Here is a 15,019-nt window from a genome sequence, read left to right as displayed (position 1 = left end):
TACGACGACGCTACCGCCGGTTCATGACAATGTCTTGACGACTTGCTCCGTTCGACGAGTTGCTCTGTGGGGTCAGTTCCAGCGGCAGGCCGGGGAGCGGAACTTGCACGCGGCGGACTGCAGGACCTGCCCCTTGCCGGGCGGGGCCGCCTCGGCCGAGGCGGGGAGCAGGGCCAGGAACGCCGCGACGGCGACGATCCCGGTGGTGAGCGGTCGGACGATCCCCATGGCGTACCTCCGAGGTCGGCGGATGGCGTTGCCATGATGGTCGGCAGCGCCCGGAGCCCCCGGGTTCCCGGCGCGGTGCCGCCGGGGTGCGCCCGCCACGGCTCAGCCGGCGGGGCCGGTCGCGAGGCGGATGTTCGCCGTGTGCGTGCGGCCGCCGCGGTCCATCCACGTCACCCGCACGGTGTCGCCCGGCTGGTGGGCGTCGATGAGGGCGGTCAGCGACGACGCGCCGGCCACGTCCTCGTCGTCCACGGTGCGGATCACGTCGCCCGCGCCGATGCCCGCGCGCTCCGCCGGGCTGCCGGCCAGGACGCCCGAGACCTCGGCGCCGCCCGCCTTGCCGCCGGCGTCGGACGCCGTGACGCCGAGCAGGGCGGTCGGGCCGATGTGGACGGTGTCCGACGACTCGCCGTTCGTGATGCGCTGGGCGATGGCGAGGGCCGCGTTGCTCGGGATGGCGAACCCGACGCCCTGGCCGGTGTCGGTCGACGCGGCCGTGTTGATGCCGATGAGCCGGCCGCCGCGGTCGACGAGCGGGCCGCCGGAGTCGCCCGGCTTGATGTCCGCCGCGACCTGGATGAGGCCGGACAGCCGCTGGGAGCCGCCGCCCTCGGGGTCCTGGGCGGTGATGGTGCGGTTGAGGCCGGTGACCGAGCCGGTGACCGACTCCCCGCCGTTGCCGCCGGCGTTGCCGACCGCGACGATCTCGTCGCCGACCTGGACGCGGGACGAGTCGGCGACGCCGAGGCGGGTCAGGCCGGAGACGCCGGCGAGCTGGATGACGGCGATGTCGTGGGTGCGGTCGTAGCCGACGACCGTCGCGGCGAACGAGCGGCCGTTGGCGACGGTCACGGCGCTGATCGCCGTCGCGCCCGCGATGACGTGGTTGTTGGTGAGCACGAGCCCGGTGGAGCCGATGACCACCCCGGTCCCGGCCGCGCGGGCGTTGCGCAGCCCGAGGGTGCTGGTGATGTTCACGACGCTGCGGTTGACCGTCGCCACGATCGTCGCCGTGTCCAGCGGCGCGGCCGGGGCCGAGGTGGCCGGCGACGCCTCGGGAGTGGCGGACAGCGCGTCGCCGGGCGGGGCCGGGACCACCGCGCCGGGCCGCGCGGCGGTCGGTGTGGGGCGCGGCCGGGGGCTGTCCGAGCGCGCCTCCAGCGTGGCCACCAGCCCGGCGACGCTGACCAGCGCGGCGAGCCCGACGAGCATGACGACCCCGACGGCCCACCGCAGCACCGCTCCACCGCGCCGCAGCACCCGCCGCGGCTCGGGCGGAGGGCCCCAGCCGGGATCGGGCCACCGGTCGTAGGCGCGCGACGGGCGGTTCCACTCGGGCGGGCGGGGCGGCGGCACCGGACCGTCGCCCCAGCCGTCCCAGCCCCGCTCCGCCCCGATCACCGAGGTGACCGGCACCGCGGTCACCGGCACGTCGTAGCGCGAAGCCGTCATTCGTCCACCACCGCCCGGGAGTCGGCCATCTACCGGCGACTACGGACGGGGACCGCCGAAGGTTCGATCGGCCGCGCAAAACGACCGGGGCCGATGGCGAGGCGGTAGAACCTGCCTGCGGATTCACGGGCCGTTCATCGCCCGTCCACCCGCCACTCACACACTCACGCATCTGCATTCGGCTGTGGCGTAGCAGAGTGCCCTCATGACCATTTCTCGTCGTCAAGTGCTGTCCGGCACGGCCGCCGCGGGTGTCGGGCTGACCGTTGCGGGTGCGCTCCCGACCCTGGCCGAGCCCGCCGCCGCCCACAACGGCGGCAACGACGGGGGCCGGCCGAACGGCAATGGCCGCGCCTTCCCGCCGCTGCAGGACGACCCCAAGGGCATCCTGGCGCTGCCCGCGGGCTTCTCATACGCGATCGTCACCCGCGAGGGTGAGACCGACATGTCCTTCGGCCAGGGCAAGACGCCCGCCTATCACGACGGCACCGGGGTCGTGGGCGCGGACCGCAACGGCCTGACCATCATCCAGAACCACGAGATGACGCCGTACATGTCCGCCTACGGCGTGCCGCACATCGAGGGCACCGTCTACGACCCGGGCGCGAAGAACGCCAGCGGCTGCACGGTCATCACCACCGACCGCAGCGGCCGCAAGCGGGCGGAATGGGTCGGCATCTCCGGCACCGTGCGCAACTGCGCCGGCGGCGTCACGCCGTGGGGCACCTGGCTGACCTGCGAGGAGACCTTCATCAACGCCGGCGCCACGTGGTCGGCGGCGGGCCAGACGGGCACCTACGAGAAGGACCACGGCTACGTCTTCGAGGTGCTGACCAGCGACTCGAAGCACCAGCTGCCGAAGCCGATCAAGGCGTTCGGCCGCTTCGAGCACGAGGCCCTCGCGGTCGAGCCGAACCTCAAGCACGTGTACCTCTCCGAGGACGCCTCCGGCCCCAACGGCCTGTTCTACCGCTGGACCGCCCCGCGCGGCGCCCGCCTGCACGCGGGCCTGGCCAACACGCTCGCCGACGACGCCGGCAAGCTCGAGGCGATGCAGATCCGCCTCGACGACGGCAGCATCCTGCCCGACGTCGCGTTCCTCACCTCGGCGCAGCTGGGCCGCCCGTTCAAGGTGAGCTGGGTCGAGGTCCCCGACCGCGACGCGCGCACGAAGACCGTCCGCACCCAGTTCGCCGACGGCCAGGTCACCCGGGGCAAGAAGTTCGAGGGCGTGTGGAGCACGAACAAGGGCTGCTACATCGTCAACAGCTTCGCCTTCGGCGCCAACGACCTGCCGGCCGGCGCGACCAAGCACGACGGCATGGTGTGGTTCTACGACTACAGCGACGAGACCATCACGCTGGTGACGTACTTCCCGCACAACCCGGAGTCGGAGGGCGAGGGCCCGAACCCGAAGTACGCCGACATGGTCTTCGACGGCCCGGACAACGTCACCGTGACCCCGTGGGGCTCGCTGGTGCTGGCCGAGGACGGCGTGAAGGCCTCGCACGTGCTGAGCTCCATCCCGGGCGGCCCGACCTACGCGATCGCCCGCAACATGCTCAGCAACGGCACGTCGAGCGGCTCCCCGACCTACTCGGAGTTCACCGGCCCGACGTTCTCGCCGGACGGCAAGATCCTGTTCGTGAACATCCAGGCGCCGGGCATCACGCTCGCGATCACCGGCCCGTGGGAGAAGTACCTCGGCTAGCGGCACGTGCACCGACGAGGCCCGGGTTCGCCCGGGCCTCGTCGCGTGTTCGTCATACCGTCTCCGCACGTTCGTCGTACTTCGCCCCGAGAATCACGGGGTGTCCGATGATCACTGGCGGCTGCGGCAGCTGGAGCAGTCGCTGTCCGGGGAGGACCCGGAGCTGGCGCGGGCGCTGACCGCCCTGCGCCCGGTACGCCGCTGGCGCACCCGCCTCACGACCGGCGCGCTGCTCTCGGCCGGCTGCGCGCTCCCGGCCAGCCTCATGGCCCACGACACCACGCTCGCCGTGCTGTCGGCGGGCGCCTTCGGCGTGGCCGCGGGCCTCTGGCAGCCCTTGGACACCTGACCCCGGCAGATGCGGGCCGGGACGCTCCGCGCGGGAGCCCGTCGATTGGGACCCGGTCTGGGCCTTTGGGCCCAGGATCGCGGGGGCGGCGATCACTAGCGTTCCTGACGCAAGTGGTGATCCAACCCCCACGGGAGAATCGATGACCCTGTCCCTCCGGCACCAGCCCCGATCGCGGCTGTTCGTGCTGGCCGGCATCGCGGTGGCGCTCGTCGGCCTGCTCGGCTGGTTCGCCACCGGGCCGCTGCGCTCCGCCAGCGCCGACGCCACGCCCGTGTCCCAGGGCAAGCCGGCGACCGCCTCCTCCAGCGAGGGGCGCGCCTACCCCGCCTCGGCCGCCGTCGACGGCGACACCGGCACCCGGTGGTCCAGCGCCTTCAGCGATCCGCAGTGGCTGCAGGTCGACCTCGGCGCCCCCACCGCGATCGGCAAGGTCGTGCTGCAGTGGGAGCGCGCCTACGGCACCGCCTACCAGATCCAGACGTCCTCCGACGGCACCGCCTGGCTCACGGTGTACTCCACGACGACGTCGAAGGGCGGCAAGGAGACGCTGACGGTCAACGCCATGAGCCGCTACGTGCGGCTCTACGGCACCGCACGCTCCTCGGGCTACGGCTTCTCGCTGTGGGAGTTCCAGGTCTTCGGCACCTCCGGCGCCCCGGCCACCGCGACGGTCGGCCCGGTCACCGGCGGCCCGTCCAGCGCCGGGCCGGTCCCGACCGGCGGCGCCACGCCGACGTCCACCGCGACCGCCCAGGCCGGCTGGATCATGGCGCCGAACCCCGTCACGAACGTGAAGCCGTCGCACGAGGTGCCGCCGAACAAGGGCGGCTTCCACGAGTTCCAGGCGAACTGCTCGGTCAGCCGCAGCAACCTGCAGGACGACCCGATCGTGTTCCCCGGGCTCGCGGGCGCGTCGCACATGCACACCTTCATGGGCAACACCACGACGAACGCGAACACGACCGTCGACTCGCTCGTCGCGGGCTCGACCACCTGCAAGGCCAAGGGCGACCTGTCCGCGTACTGGATGCCGACGCTCTACAACGGTGACGTCGCGGTCAACCCCGAGGGCCTGCAGACCATCTACTACAAGACCGGCGTGCAGGACTACCGCACGATCCGGCCGTTCCCGAAGGGCCTGCGCTTCGTCGTGGGCAACGCCAAGAACACCGACGCCGACAAGTTCCTCGCCGCGACCGAGAAGGGCTTCGAGTGCGGCGACAGCTACGAGAACAAGAACATCCCGCTGAGCTGCCCGACGGACCGCAGCGTGAAGCTCAACATCCGCTACCAGGCCCCGAGCTGCTGGGACGGGCTGCACCTGGACTCGCCTGACCACCAGTCGCACATGGCCTACCCGATCGACACGCACTCGGCCGCGGGCGTGGTCTGCCCCGACGACCACCCGGTCGCGGTGCCGAAGCTCGAGTTCAAGATGGCCTGGCCGGTCAACGGGGACATGTCGAAGGTGCACTTCGCCAGCGGCGCCGGCCCCACGTTCCACTACGACTTCGTCAACGCGTGGGACGACCGGACCCTCAAGGCGATGATCGACGGGTGCATCGTGGCGGCCCGGCAGTGCGACGCCCAGGGCCACGACGGGCGCGACGACCAGCAGCCCGCGCCGTACGTCCTGAACAACAACTACGTCCTGCCGTAACACTCCACCGGAAAAGAACACCCCACCGGTAAGACCCGGCGCCGTCGTCCCGCAGGGGGCGGCGGCGCCGTGGCGTATTGTCGGGCGCGGGTCGCCGGAGGGACGAGGAGCACGCGTGACTGACGGCGGCTTGCCGACGCGCCGACCGCGGCAGTGGATCGGCGTCACGGCCGTGGCCGTCGGCATCGCGGGCGCGGCCGTCGCGGTCCCGCCGCTGATCGCCCCGGACCACGACCGGGCCGAGCCCGGGCCGAGCCGGACGCCGCAGGCGGTCGCCAGCGCGTTCCAGCCCGGCCTGAGCCCGAGCGCGAGCCCGAGTCTTGGCCTGAGTCTCGGCCTGAGCGCCTCCCCGCCGCCCGGGTTCGCGCCGATCAGCATCCAGGCCGAGGACCCCGCGAACACGCTCACCGGCGGCGCCTCCGCGACCGCGTGCGGCACCTGCCGGGGCGGGAAGCGGGTGCGGTACATGTGCGCCGAATGCACTCTCGTCGTGCGCGTCACGCTGCCGAGCGCCGGCACCCGGACCGTGACCGTGTACTACGAGGCCGACGGGAACCGGACGCTGAAGGTCCGCATCGGCACCGCCGCCCCGCGCGCGTTCCCGGTGACCGGCCCGGACTGGACGGTCCCGCAGTCGTTCCGGTTCACGGCGAACCTGCCCGCCGGGGAGGTCCGGCTGACGCTGTTCAACGACGAGTCACCGGCGCCCGACCTCGACGAGATCGTGATCGCCTGACTTAGGTTTCGCTTAACTGCGGCGCAAATCCCGAGCCCCCGCTGCGCGCGCGGGCAGGCGCCCAGTAGCGTCCCTGCCGTGGTGAACACCGACCGTGCGGTGGCCGCGGCGGCGCTGGCCCGGGCCGTGCTCGTCGGCCGCGCGCTCGCGGCGGTGATCGCGGCCGCGGCCGGGTTGCTCCTGGTGAGCGACCGGTGGCGGCTGGTGGAGGTGCTGGCGCTGGTGGCCGTGGGCACGGGCGTCCAGCTCGGCCTGCTCGCCCGCTGGCCCCGCCTCGCCGCGCTGCCGGTCACCGCCGTCGCCGCCGACGCGGTCCTCGTGCTCGCCGTGCTGGCCCTGAGCCGGGGCGGCATCGCGTACTTCTGCTTCGCCGCCGGCGCCGGTGCCCTGGCCGGGGTGCTGCTCGGGCTGCGGGCGGTGCCGGTGTGGATCCTGCACGGGGCGCTGGGCTTCGCCGTCATCGGCCGCGTGCTGCACCGCCTCGACCCGCCCGCCGAGATGGCCGCGTTCGTCGTCGCCCTGCCGGTCGCCGGCGCCCTCGCGGGCCTGGGCACGTCGGTGCTGACCTCGGCGCTGGCCCGCTACCTGGAGCTGTCGCGCAGCCTCGTCGACGCCGCCCAGCGCTCCGCGGCCGCGTCCGAGCGGGCCCGCCTCGCCCGCGAGCTGCACGACTCGGTGAGCAAGACGCTGCGGGGCGTGTCCCTGGCCGCCCTCGCGCTGCCCACCTCGCTGCGCCGCCAGCCGGCCCTGGCCGAGCAGCTCGCCGGCACCGTCGCCGCGGGCGCGACCGCCGCCGCCCGGCAGGCCCGCGAGCTGCTCGAGGAGATGCGCCTGGACGTGCCCGACCGCGACTTCGCCACCAGCGTGCGCGAGCTGTGCGACGCCTGGAGCGCGGCCGCCGGGGTGCCGGTGCGCACGATCCTGGAGCCCGTCGATCCGCCGATTCCGGTGTCGTACGAGCTCAGCCGCATCCTGCGCGAGGCCCTCGCGAACATCGCGAACCACGCCCTCGCCCGCCGCGTGGTCGTCCGGCTGGCCCCGACCCGGCGCGGGGTGCTCCTGGAGATCTCCGACGACGGCCAGGGCTTCGCCGTGCCGCGGGACCTCAGCCGCCTGCAGAGCGCCGGGCACTTCGGCATCGTGGGCATGACCGAACGGGCCCGCAACGCCGGCGGCGACCTGCACGTGGACTCGGCGCCCGGGGCCGGCACCACGATCACCGTCCGCGTCGCCCTCGGCGCCCCGGTCGGTGCCGCGTGACGTGGCCGGGCGCGCCCCACATCGGCGTGCTGATCGTGGACGACAATCCGATCGTGCGCGGCGCGCTGCGGGGCATCCTCGACGGCGGCGACGGGGTGCGGGTGCTCGGCGAGGCGGCCAACGGGCGCGAGGGGATCGCCGCGGCCCGGCGCCTGCAGCCGACCGTCACGCTGCTCGACCACCGCATGCCGATCGCGGACGGGCTGTCGGTCATCGCCACGATCGCGCAGTACAGCAGCGTCCTCGTGCTCACCAGCGACGACGACGCCGAGCTCATCGCGGGCATGCTGCACCAGGGCGCCCGCGGCTATCTCGTGCACGGCGAGTTCGACCCGGCCGAGCTGCAGCGCGCGGTCCGTGAGGTCGCCGGCGGCCGCGGCTGGCTGTCGCCGGTCGCCGCCTCCGTCGCCGCGTCGATGGTCCGCGACCAGCAGGCCCGCGAGCGCAGCCGGCACCAGCAGACCGAGCGCCGCGCCGCGGCCCGCCGCCACTTCGGCCTGACCGAGCGCGAGGAGGACGTGATGCACCTGCTCTGCGAGGGTCTGTCCAACGCCTCGATCGCGCACCGCCTGCGGCTGACCGAGAAGACCGTGAAGAACCACCTGAACCACGTCTTCGCCAAGCTGCAGGTGCGCAGCCGCACCGAGGCCGTGGTCCGCTGGACCTCGATCCGCTAGCCCCGTGCCGCGACCGCGGCGGCTCAGGGTGTCAAGTCATGCCGCTCACGCCCGGATGACGTGCCCGATCCGGGGCGGCGTGCGCCCGGCGGCGACCTCGAGCCAGGCCGCCCGCAGCGCCTCCGGCCCGTGCCCCGTCCGGACGTCGACCCAGCCCGCGGCCGCGGCGGCGAAGCGCTCCCAGGCCTCGGCGAAGCGCGCGTCGAGCCCCTCGCGGCCCCAGTCGGCGGAGCGCTTGCGCATCCGGGCCGGGGCGAAGAACACCTCGCCGGCCGCGAGCGCGTTCGGGGACTGGGTGGTGAGCCCGACCGCGATGTCGCGCACGAGCCGCTCGCCGAGGTGCGCCCGCAGCGCCTCCCGCGTCGCCGCCGCGCCGGACAGGTCCAGATACGCCGTCGGTACCGCCGGCAGCGCCCCGACCTCGTCGTAGGACAGCACCTCGTCGTAGCAGCCGAGCGCCTCGGTGAACGCGACGTTCCCGGGCGAGGTGAGCCCCGCGACGCGGGGGCCGCGCCCGCGCAGCTCGAACGCGGCCGCGAAGGCCGTCTTGCTCGAGGCCGAGGACAGCACGACGCGCTCGGCCCCGTAGGCGTCGTGGTCGAGCACCTGGTCGGCGAGCATGAACGAGGTGAAGAACAGCGGCCGGAAGAGCACCAGCAGGTCCTCGCGATCGGCCCGGTAGGCGGCGTCGCCGGTGGTGAGCCGGTAGGCGTTGTACGGCGAGGGGAGTTCCGCCCGGTGCTCGCTGGTGTCCCGGAACCCGGTCTCGTCGATCCGGCCCGGCCGCACGACGAGGTGCCCGGCGGGCGGGAGGTAGCCGTAGACGCGCGATCCGGGGTGCACGTGCGGTACACCCGACTCGACCACCTCGGCGAAACCCCACAGCGGCACCAGGCCCCACCGCGGCGGCAGCCCGAACGCGGCGGGCGGGAAGAACTGCCAGTAGCGCATGGCGTCGCCGAGCACCGCGTAGGTCACGTTGTTCGCGGTGACCCCGACCCGGTCGACGCGCAGCACGGCCTCCCCGTCCCCGGCCCGGGGCGCGGCGACCTCCTCGACGGTGGTGACGCCGAGCTGCTGCCGATCGACCCCGAACACCCACATGGCACACATCTTGCACTCCTTGTGCATCTTGGTTCAAGCCGCCCGCCCGATCCCCTCCAGGGTGACGCTGCCCACGGCCGGGGGCGATCGGCGCGGTCCTCGGCGGCGGCATTGTTTGGCTACGCTCGGTCGCATGGGGAGTGAGCAGGAGGACGGCTACACGCCACGGTCCCGCGTGGGGGCCGTGTTCGTCGCGCTGCTGGCCGGCGACGAGGACGCGGCGGCGCGGGCGGCGGAGCTGCCGCCGGACGAGCACGACGCGCCGGTGCTGCGGGCCGCGATCCGCCTCGCCGTGCGCAGCCTCTTCGACGAGGACACGCCGCGCGACTCGGTGGCCGAGTTCGTGGCCACGATGGCGCAGGACGTGGAGGTCGACCCCGCGGTGGGCGAGGCCCTGCTGCGCACCCAGCTCGGCGAGGAGGGGCTGCTGGAGCCGTACTCGGAGCAGGACGTCTCCGACGCGACGTGGTCGATGCTGGGCTACCTGTGCGAGCGGCGCCTCGGCCCCGAGGACTCCCTGGAGCTCGTCGCCCAGGCCGAGCGCGAGGCCCTGCCCGAGGCTTGAGGCCGGGACGCTTCTGCAACCGCCTTGCACCCCGCACGGGCGCCCCGTGCTCCCCGGCCGGCGGAGGATCGGGGCAGGGACGTCTCACGAGGGGGTACGGCATGTTCGAGCCGGCCGGCGGGCACAACGGATATGTCGTGGCGGTCGACGACGACGAGGACCTGCGCGAGCTCATGGCCACGCAGCTGCGCAACGGCGGCTACGAGGTCGCGACCGCGGCGGACGGGCCGTCGGCGATCGCGCTGATCCAGCGGCGCCCGCCGGACGCGGTCGTGCTGGACGTGTCCATGCCCGGCATGTCGGGCGTCGAGGTGTGCCGCACGCTGCGCATGCTCTCCACGACGGTGGCGGTGCCGATCATCATGCTCACCGCCCGCACCCAGGTGAACTTCGAGACCGAGGGCCGCATGGCGGGCGCCGACGCCTACCTGACGAAGCCGTACTCGGCCCGCACGCTGCTGTCGAGCCTCGAGGACCTGCTCCTGTCCTGAGCTAGCCGGCCGCGTCGGCGACGATGGCGCCGCGCAGGCGGTCCAGGGCGTCCTGGCGGGCCCCGGCCAGGGCGGGCTCCTGCCGCAGCACGGCCGCCTCCACCGGGACCGTGCGCGGCAGCCCGCCCACCGCCTCCCGCACCGGGGCGAGCACGGCCGGGCCCCACGGGCCACCCAGCACGATCAGGCCGGGATCGGCCAGGGCGACGATCGCGGCCACCACCCCCGCGACCGCCCGGGCCACCAGGAGACGGTCGGACTCACGAGCCATCGCGGCCAGCAGGGCGTCGGGGTCGATCGCGGTGGAGCCGGGCCGGCGCACCCCCATCGCGCCGAACACCTCGATGAACGGCACCGCGCGGCCGCCGGGGCCGGCGGTGAGCAGATGCGCGATCTCCCCCGCCAGCCCGCCGCGGCCGCGGGTCACCGCGCCGCCGCCGACGGTCGCGCAGCCCAGACCCTCGCCCAGGTACAGGTACGCGAAGTCGTCCCCGGCGTGCTCCCGCTCGGCCCGCGCGGCCCAGTTCACGTCGTTGTCGACCGTCACGGGGCCGGCGACGTGCCCGGCGAGCACCCCCACCGGGTCCAGCTCGCCCACCAGGAAGGGCGAGTCCGGCAGGTGCACGAGCCGGCCGCTCGCCCGGTCGACGGGATCGGCCGCGCTGACGACGGCCAGGCGCGGGCGGGCCCCATCCGGCGATGCGGCCCCACCCGGCGAGAAGGCGGCGCCCAGCGAGGAGGCGGCGGCGGCCAGCGCGGCGGCGACCGAGGACGGGGACGCCGGGCGGCCGAGCGGGTGCGAGGTCCGGGCGATCGTCTCGCCGTAGGCGTCGAGCAGCTCCCCCGTGATGCCCGACGGGGCGATCGAGACCGCGAGCGCCGCGCCGGCCGCGGGCGACAGGGCGTAGTAGGAGCCGACCCGGCCCCGGCCCCGGCCGCCGGGGGTGCGCTCGCCGGTGTCGGCGACCAGGCCGCGCGCCTCCAGCCGGCGCACGCTCTCCCCCGCCGTGGGCTTCGAGATGCCCGTCTCGGCGGCCAGCTCGGCCCGCGTCAGCCGCCGGTGCCGCATGAGGGCCCGCAGCACCCGCTCGTCGGTCAGCGAGCGCACCAGGTCCAGGGACGGTGACGACGACGGCGCGGGGTCCATGTGCCAATGCTAGGCAGGAGCCTTGCCTAGAACACCGCGGGGCGCGTACCGTCGGCTTTACAAATAAGGAGACCTGACTAGAAGGAGCCCGCCGTGTCCGCACCCGCGCTGCCGCACTGGGAGGAGACCCCGGCCGACCTGCCGGGCGCGATCCGCGAGATCAAGCGGGCCATCCGCGCCCGCATCGCGGCCTCCGGGCGCACGGTCGAGGAGGTGTTCGCCGTCCTCGAGCGGCGCATCGAGGCCGAGGTCGAGCAGATCGAGGCCGCGCTCAAGAACGGCGAGCAGGTGTGGCCCGTGATCGACTACGCGGACATCGCCGCCGGCACCGTGCCGCCGGAGCGGCTCGACCTGCTCAAGCGGCGCGGGTGCCTCGTCGTGCGGGGGCACTTCGAGCGGGAGCAGGCGCTCGGGTGGGACCGCGGCATCGTCGAGTACGTCGAGCGCAACGCGTTCTTCGAGCACTACCGCGGGCCCGGGGACGACTTCTTCGGCACCGTCGGGTCCCGGCCCGAGATCTACCCGATCTACTGGTCGCCGGCGCAGATGGAGGCGCGGCAGAGCGAGCGGATGGCGACCGTGCAGGCGCTGCTCAACCGGCAGTGGAAGTACGACTCGGAGGGGCAGGTCTGGTTCGACCCCGACCGCGACTCGCTCTACCCCGACCGGATCCGGCGGCGGCCCGAGGGCGCGGACTCGGGCGGGCTCGGCACGCACCTCGACCCGGGCACGCTCGACCTGTGGATGACCGAGGCGTACCAGCGCGCGTTCCGGCACCTCTTCGACGGCAACGTCGAGCGGTACGACCCGTGGGACGCGGCCTACCGCACCGACGGGCCGCAGTACCCGGGCTCGACGATGTGCTCGGCGTTCCGCACGTTCCAGGGCTGGACGGCGCTGTCCGACATGGACCACGACCAGGGCGTGCTGCACACTGTGCCGATCCCGTCGGCGATGGCGTACCTCATGCTGCGCCCCCTGCTCGGCGACGTCCCGGAGGACGACATGTGCGGGGTCACCGTCAACCAGGTGTTCCCGGCCTCCGAGCGCTGGCACGCGCTGCTCCTGCGCGCCCAGGCTGGCATCCCCGACGTCCGGGCCGGCGACTCGGTGTGGTGGCACTGCGACATGATCCACAGCGTGGCACCGGTCCAGCACCAGCGCGGCTGGGGCAACGTCATGTACATCCCCGCGGCCCCCTGGTGCGGCCGCAACGAGCGCTACGCGGCGAGCGTCCGCGACGCCTTCGCGACCGGCTCCAGCCCGGGCGACTTCCCCGAGGAGCACTACGAGCGCACCTGGCCGGACCGCTTCGGACCGCAGCAGCTCAACGCCACCGGCCGTCGGGGTTTGGGGCTGAAGGACTGACCGGAGTTGCGCAGGATTCGGGGGCACAAACCGGCACGCAACCGCCCAAGCTGCGGGACGCCCCGGCCCGGGTTACGCTGCCCTCCTCATGAATGGTGACAGGCGTTCCGGTTCGGGGCTGACGATCACGGCCGGCACGGGGCCCGGCGGTGTCGTGCTGTCGGTGGCGGGTGCCCTCGACTACACCTCGATCGAGCGCTTCGGCGAGGCCGTGACCGGCGCGTTCGGGTCGGGCGCGGCCACCCTGATCGCCGACCTGAGCGGCCTGGCCTACTGCGACTCCTCCGGCGTGGCGGCCCTGGTCCGCGCCCACAAGCACGCGGTGCGCGAGGGCCGCCGCTTCGTGGTCCGCGCCCCGAACACGACCCTCTCCCGCGTCTTCGCCCTGACCGGCCTCGACGCGATCCTGACCATCGAGAGCTGAGGCCGTCAGGACGGCAGGCGCGCGGTGTCCATCCAGAACTGGTTGATCTGGCGCACCACGTCCACGAACTCGTCGTAGCCGGACGGCTTCGTGATGTACGCGTTCGAGTGCGCCCCGTAGCAGGCGACCACGTCCTCGTCCGCGCTCGAGGTCGTCAGCACCACCACGGGGATGCTCGCCACCGCCGCGTCCGACTTGACCTGCCGCAGCACCTGCCGGCCGTCCACGCGGGGCAGGTTCAGGTCGAGCAGGATGAAGTCGGGGCGCGGCGCCGAGGCGTGGCGGCCGCGCCGGTAGAGGAAGTCGAGCGCCTCCTGCCCGTCCCGCGCCACGTGCAGGTCGCTGGAGAGCGCGTCGTCCTCGAAGGCCTCCCGCGCCATGAGCTCGTCGCCCGGGTCGTCCTCGACGAGGAGGATGGTCGCGGCGCGGTCGGTGTTCGGCATGGCGGCGGTCCTTTCACCGAGCGGGGGTCGGCCGAACTGTACGGCAAACGCGGACCCCTTGCACAGCGGCAAACTCTATCCGGGAGGCAGGGGAAGGAGCCCGCTCCGCCCCGCCACCCGCCGGATGGGGATGTGACCGGAGTCCTGCCCGGCCGGGGGTCGCATGGTGTCGAATCAGCGGCATGAGCAGCGAGCCCCACCTGAGCGTCCGCGGCGCCGCCGAACCGCGCGTGCTGGTCCTGCTCCTGCCCGGGGGCAACGCGGACAGCACGGCCGCGGCCCGGCGCTACGGGGTCGCCTACCTGCGGATGCTCCCGTTCGGCCGGGCGGTGGCGGGGCCGGGCGTGGCCGTGTGGCGGCTGCGGTACCGGATGCGGGGCTGGAACGAGCCCGAGCGGCACCCGGTCGGAGACGCCCGCTGGGCCCTGGCCGAGGCCGCCCGGCGTCACCCGGGGGTGCCGGTGGTCCTGGTCGGGCACTCGATGGGCGGCCGGGTGGCCCTGCACGTGGCGACCGAGCCGGGCGTCGGCGGCGTCTGCGCGCTCGCCCCCTGGATCGAGCCGCCAGACCAGGACCTGCCCGTGCCGGCGGACCTGCCGCTGCTCGTCGCGCACGGCGACCGCGACCGGATCACCGACCCGGCCGCGTCGCGCCGGTTCGTGGTCGCGCACGGCGCCCGGTTCGTCCCGGTCCCGGGCGGGGGTCACACGATGCTGCGGCACTGGCGCACCTGGAACCGGATCGTGCGCGAGTTCGTCAGTCCCTGGACCCGGCCCCGAAGCGCAGGCCGTCGATGAGCAGGTCGACCATGTACCGGTCGGCGTCCGGGTGCACGCCGGTGCACAGGCGCGAGATGGCGTGCAGGACGTGCATGGGCTCGGCGTCGGCCCGGATCTCGCCCGCCTCGGCCGCGGCGGCCAGCAGCCCGGTGAGGGCCGGCTCGAAGCGCTCGCGGAAGTACAGCGGCAGCGGCTCGAACGCCGGGTCGCCGGAGTGCAGGGCCGCGTAGAGGCCGCGCTTCGCGCTCACGAACCCGGTGTAGCGGTGCAGCCACCGCACGAGGGCCGGAAGCGGCGGGTGCTCGGCGGCGAGGACGGCCGCGGTGTCGGCGCACGCGTCGACCTCGTGCCGGAAGACCGCCGTCACCAGGTCGGAGCGCTCCGGGAAGTGGCGGTAGAAGGTGGCCAGGCCGACCCCGGCCCGGGTCGCGATCTCGCGCACCGGGGCGTCGACGCCGGAGGACTTGAAGACCTCGCGGGCCGCCTCGACCAGCGCGTCGAAGTTGCGCTGGGCGTCGGCGCGCACGCGCTTGCCGGGTGTCGGTTGCATAAGTGAGAAGACGTTCCGTATCGTAGTAACTGATAAAGCGTTCCGCTTTGCTCATCGTACGCAAGGAGGCGC

At 73.9% G+C, this 15,019-nt stretch carries 17 protein-coding genes; 11 read left to right on the top strand and 6 right to left on the bottom strand.

Annotated elements, in window-relative coordinates; genetic code table 11:
- Positions 1–72 precede the first annotated feature (72 nt).
- Together ABT369_RS17575 and ABT369_RS17570 are read right to left on the bottom strand one after the other, a co-directional pair.
- On the bottom strand, positions 73–228 hold the full coding sequence (locus ABT369_RS17575; RefSeq protein WP_350613056.1) for a hypothetical protein: 156 nt from the start codon (positions 226–228) through the stop codon (positions 73–75).
- Between the two features lie 102 nt (positions 229–330).
- Positions 331–1,680, bottom strand: a complete 1,350-nt coding sequence (locus tag ABT369_RS17570) for a S1C family serine protease (RefSeq protein WP_350613054.1) — start codon at positions 1,678–1,680, stop codon at positions 331–333.
- A 205-nt stretch (positions 1,681–1,885) separates the two neighbouring features.
- Here ABT369_RS17570 and ABT369_RS17565 point away from each other — a divergent pair, with 205 nt between their 5' ends.
- From ABT369_RS17565 to ABT369_RS17540, 6 genes are all read left to right on the top strand, one after another.
- Positions 1,886–3,391 carry an alkaline phosphatase PhoX gene (locus tag ABT369_RS17565; RefSeq protein WP_350613052.1) on the top strand — a complete coding sequence of 502 codons (1,506 nt, stop codon included), beginning with the start codon at positions 1,886–1,888 and terminating at the stop codon, positions 3,389–3,391.
- 100 nt (positions 3,392–3,491) lie between these two features.
- Positions 3,492–3,740, top strand: a complete 249-nt coding sequence (locus tag ABT369_RS17560) for a DUF3040 domain-containing protein (RefSeq protein ID WP_350613050.1) — start codon at positions 3,492–3,494, stop codon at positions 3,738–3,740.
- Positions 3,741–3,882: 142 nt separating this feature from the next.
- Positions 3,883–5,403, top strand: a complete 1,521-nt coding sequence (locus ABT369_RS17555; protein ID WP_350613048.1) for a DUF1996 domain-containing protein — start codon at positions 3,883–3,885, stop codon at positions 5,401–5,403.
- 115 nt (positions 5,404–5,518) lie between these two features.
- Entirely contained in the window at positions 5,519–6,139 is a 621-nt protein-coding gene (locus ABT369_RS17550) for a carbohydrate-binding protein (RefSeq protein ID WP_350613046.1), read from the top strand.
- A 78-nt stretch (positions 6,140–6,217) separates the two neighbouring features.
- Positions 6,218–7,399, top strand: a complete 1,182-nt coding sequence (locus ABT369_RS17545; RefSeq protein WP_350613044.1) for a sensor histidine kinase — start codon at positions 6,218–6,220, stop codon at positions 7,397–7,399.
- The gene (locus ABT369_RS17540; RefSeq protein WP_350613042.1) at positions 7,396–8,076 is read left to right on the top strand and encodes a LuxR C-terminal-related transcriptional regulator; all 681 of its coding nucleotides are present in this window, start codon (positions 7,396–7,398) and stop codon (positions 8,074–8,076) included. Before ABT369_RS17545 ends, ABT369_RS17540 begins: the two co-directional genes overlap by 4 nt.
- 45 nt (positions 8,077–8,121) lie before the next feature.
- Here the strand turns inward: ABT369_RS17540 and ABT369_RS17535 are convergent, their stop codons facing one another.
- The gene (locus tag ABT369_RS17535) at positions 8,122–9,189 is read right to left on the bottom strand and encodes a DUF2855 family protein (protein ID WP_350613040.1); all 1,068 of its coding nucleotides are present in this window, start codon (positions 9,187–9,189) and stop codon (positions 8,122–8,124) included.
- A gap of 124 nt (positions 9,190–9,313) precedes the next feature.
- On the opposite strand from ABT369_RS17535, the gene ABT369_RS17530 reads away from it, so the two are divergent.
- Positions 9,314–9,745 (top strand): hypothetical protein, encoded by a 432-nt coding sequence (locus ABT369_RS17530; protein ID WP_350613038.1) that lies wholly within the window; start codon positions 9,314–9,316, stop codon positions 9,743–9,745.
- Positions 9,746–9,846: 101 nt separating this feature from the next.
- Complete coding sequence (locus ABT369_RS17525; protein WP_350613036.1) at positions 9,847–10,236, top strand: response regulator; 390 nt, start codon at positions 9,847–9,849, stop codon at positions 10,234–10,236.
- A 1-nt stretch (position 10,237) separates the two neighbouring features.
- On the opposite strand, the gene ABT369_RS17520 is transcribed toward ABT369_RS17525, so the two are convergent.
- The gene (locus ABT369_RS17520; RefSeq protein WP_350613034.1) at positions 10,238–11,383 is read right to left on the bottom strand and encodes an ROK family transcriptional regulator; all 1,146 of its coding nucleotides are present in this window, start codon (positions 11,381–11,383) and stop codon (positions 10,238–10,240) included.
- Positions 11,384–11,476: 93 nt separating this feature from the next.
- Here ABT369_RS17520 and ABT369_RS17515 point away from each other — a divergent pair, with 93 nt between their 5' ends.
- Together ABT369_RS17515 and ABT369_RS17510 are read left to right on the top strand one after the other, a co-directional pair.
- Positions 11,477–12,751 (top strand): YbiU family protein, encoded by a 1,275-nt coding sequence (locus ABT369_RS17515; protein ID WP_350613032.1) that lies wholly within the window; start codon positions 11,477–11,479, stop codon positions 12,749–12,751.
- Positions 12,752–12,839: 88 nt separating this feature from the next.
- Positions 12,840–13,175 (top strand): STAS domain-containing protein, encoded by a 336-nt coding sequence (locus ABT369_RS17510; protein WP_350613030.1) that lies wholly within the window; start codon positions 12,840–12,842, stop codon positions 13,173–13,175.
- A 5-nt stretch (positions 13,176–13,180) separates the two neighbouring features.
- Here the strand turns inward: ABT369_RS17510 and ABT369_RS17505 are convergent, their stop codons facing one another.
- Positions 13,181–13,618: a response regulator gene (locus tag ABT369_RS17505; RefSeq protein ID WP_350613028.1), complete on the bottom strand. Its 438-nt coding sequence runs from the start codon at positions 13,616–13,618 to the stop codon at positions 13,181–13,183.
- Positions 13,619–13,800: 182 nt separating this feature from the next.
- On the opposite strand from ABT369_RS17505, the gene ABT369_RS17500 reads away from it, so the two are divergent.
- The gene (locus ABT369_RS17500) at positions 13,801–14,415 is read left to right on the top strand and encodes an alpha/beta hydrolase (RefSeq protein WP_350613026.1); all 615 of its coding nucleotides are present in this window, start codon (positions 13,801–13,803) and stop codon (positions 14,413–14,415) included.
- On the opposite strand, the gene ABT369_RS17495 is transcribed toward ABT369_RS17500, so the two are convergent.
- Positions 14,375–14,947, bottom strand: a complete 573-nt coding sequence (locus tag ABT369_RS17495; protein WP_350613024.1) for a TetR/AcrR family transcriptional regulator — start codon at positions 14,945–14,947, stop codon at positions 14,375–14,377. The two genes, ABT369_RS17500 and ABT369_RS17495, sit on opposite strands and share 41 nt — an antisense overlap.
- Positions 14,948–15,019: the final 72 nt, after the last annotated feature.

Source organism: Dactylosporangium sp. NPDC000244, from assembly GCF_040300725.1.
Taxonomy (GTDB): Bacteria; Actinomycetota; Actinomycetes; order Mycobacteriales; family Micromonosporaceae; genus Dactylosporangium.
This window is presented reverse-complemented; position numbering and strand designations above follow the sequence as displayed.

Coding starts and splice junctions, on each gene's coding strand:
- ABT369_RS17575 (WP_350613056.1), bottom strand. CDS start 228: ATGGGGATCGTCCGACCGCTCACCACCGGGATCGTCGCCGTCGCGGCG.
- ABT369_RS17570 (WP_350613054.1), bottom strand. CDS start 1,680: ATGACGGCTTCGCGCTACGACGTGCCGGTGACCGCGGTGCCGGTCACC.
- ABT369_RS17565 (WP_350613052.1), top strand. CDS start 1,886: ATGACCATTTCTCGTCGTCAAGTGCTGTCCGGCACGGCCGCCGCGGGT.
- ABT369_RS17555 (WP_350613048.1), top strand. CDS start 3,883: ATGACCCTGTCCCTCCGGCACCAGCCCCGATCGCGGCTGTTCGTGCTG.
- ABT369_RS17535 (WP_350613040.1), bottom strand. CDS start 9,189: ATGTGTGCCATGTGGGTGTTCGGGGTCGATCGGCAGCAGCTCGGCGTC.
- ABT369_RS17530 (WP_350613038.1), top strand. CDS start 9,314: ATGGGGAGTGAGCAGGAGGACGGCTACACGCCACGGTCCCGCGTGGGG.
- ABT369_RS17525 (WP_350613036.1), top strand. CDS start 9,847: ATGTTCGAGCCGGCCGGCGGGCACAACGGATATGTCGTGGCGGTCGAC.
- ABT369_RS17520 (WP_350613034.1), bottom strand. CDS start 11,383: ATGGACCCCGCGCCGTCGTCGTCACCGTCCCTGGACCTGGTGCGCTCG.
- ABT369_RS17510 (WP_350613030.1), top strand. CDS start 12,840: ATGAATGGTGACAGGCGTTCCGGTTCGGGGCTGACGATCACGGCCGGC.
- ABT369_RS17505 (WP_350613028.1), bottom strand. CDS start 13,618: ATGCCGAACACCGACCGCGCCGCGACCATCCTCCTCGTCGAGGACGAC.
- ABT369_RS17500 (WP_350613026.1), top strand. CDS start 13,801: ATGAGCAGCGAGCCCCACCTGAGCGTCCGCGGCGCCGCCGAACCGCGC.
- ABT369_RS17495 (WP_350613024.1), bottom strand. CDS start 14,947: ATGCAACCGACACCCGGCAAGCGCGTGCGCGCCGACGCCCAGCGCAAC.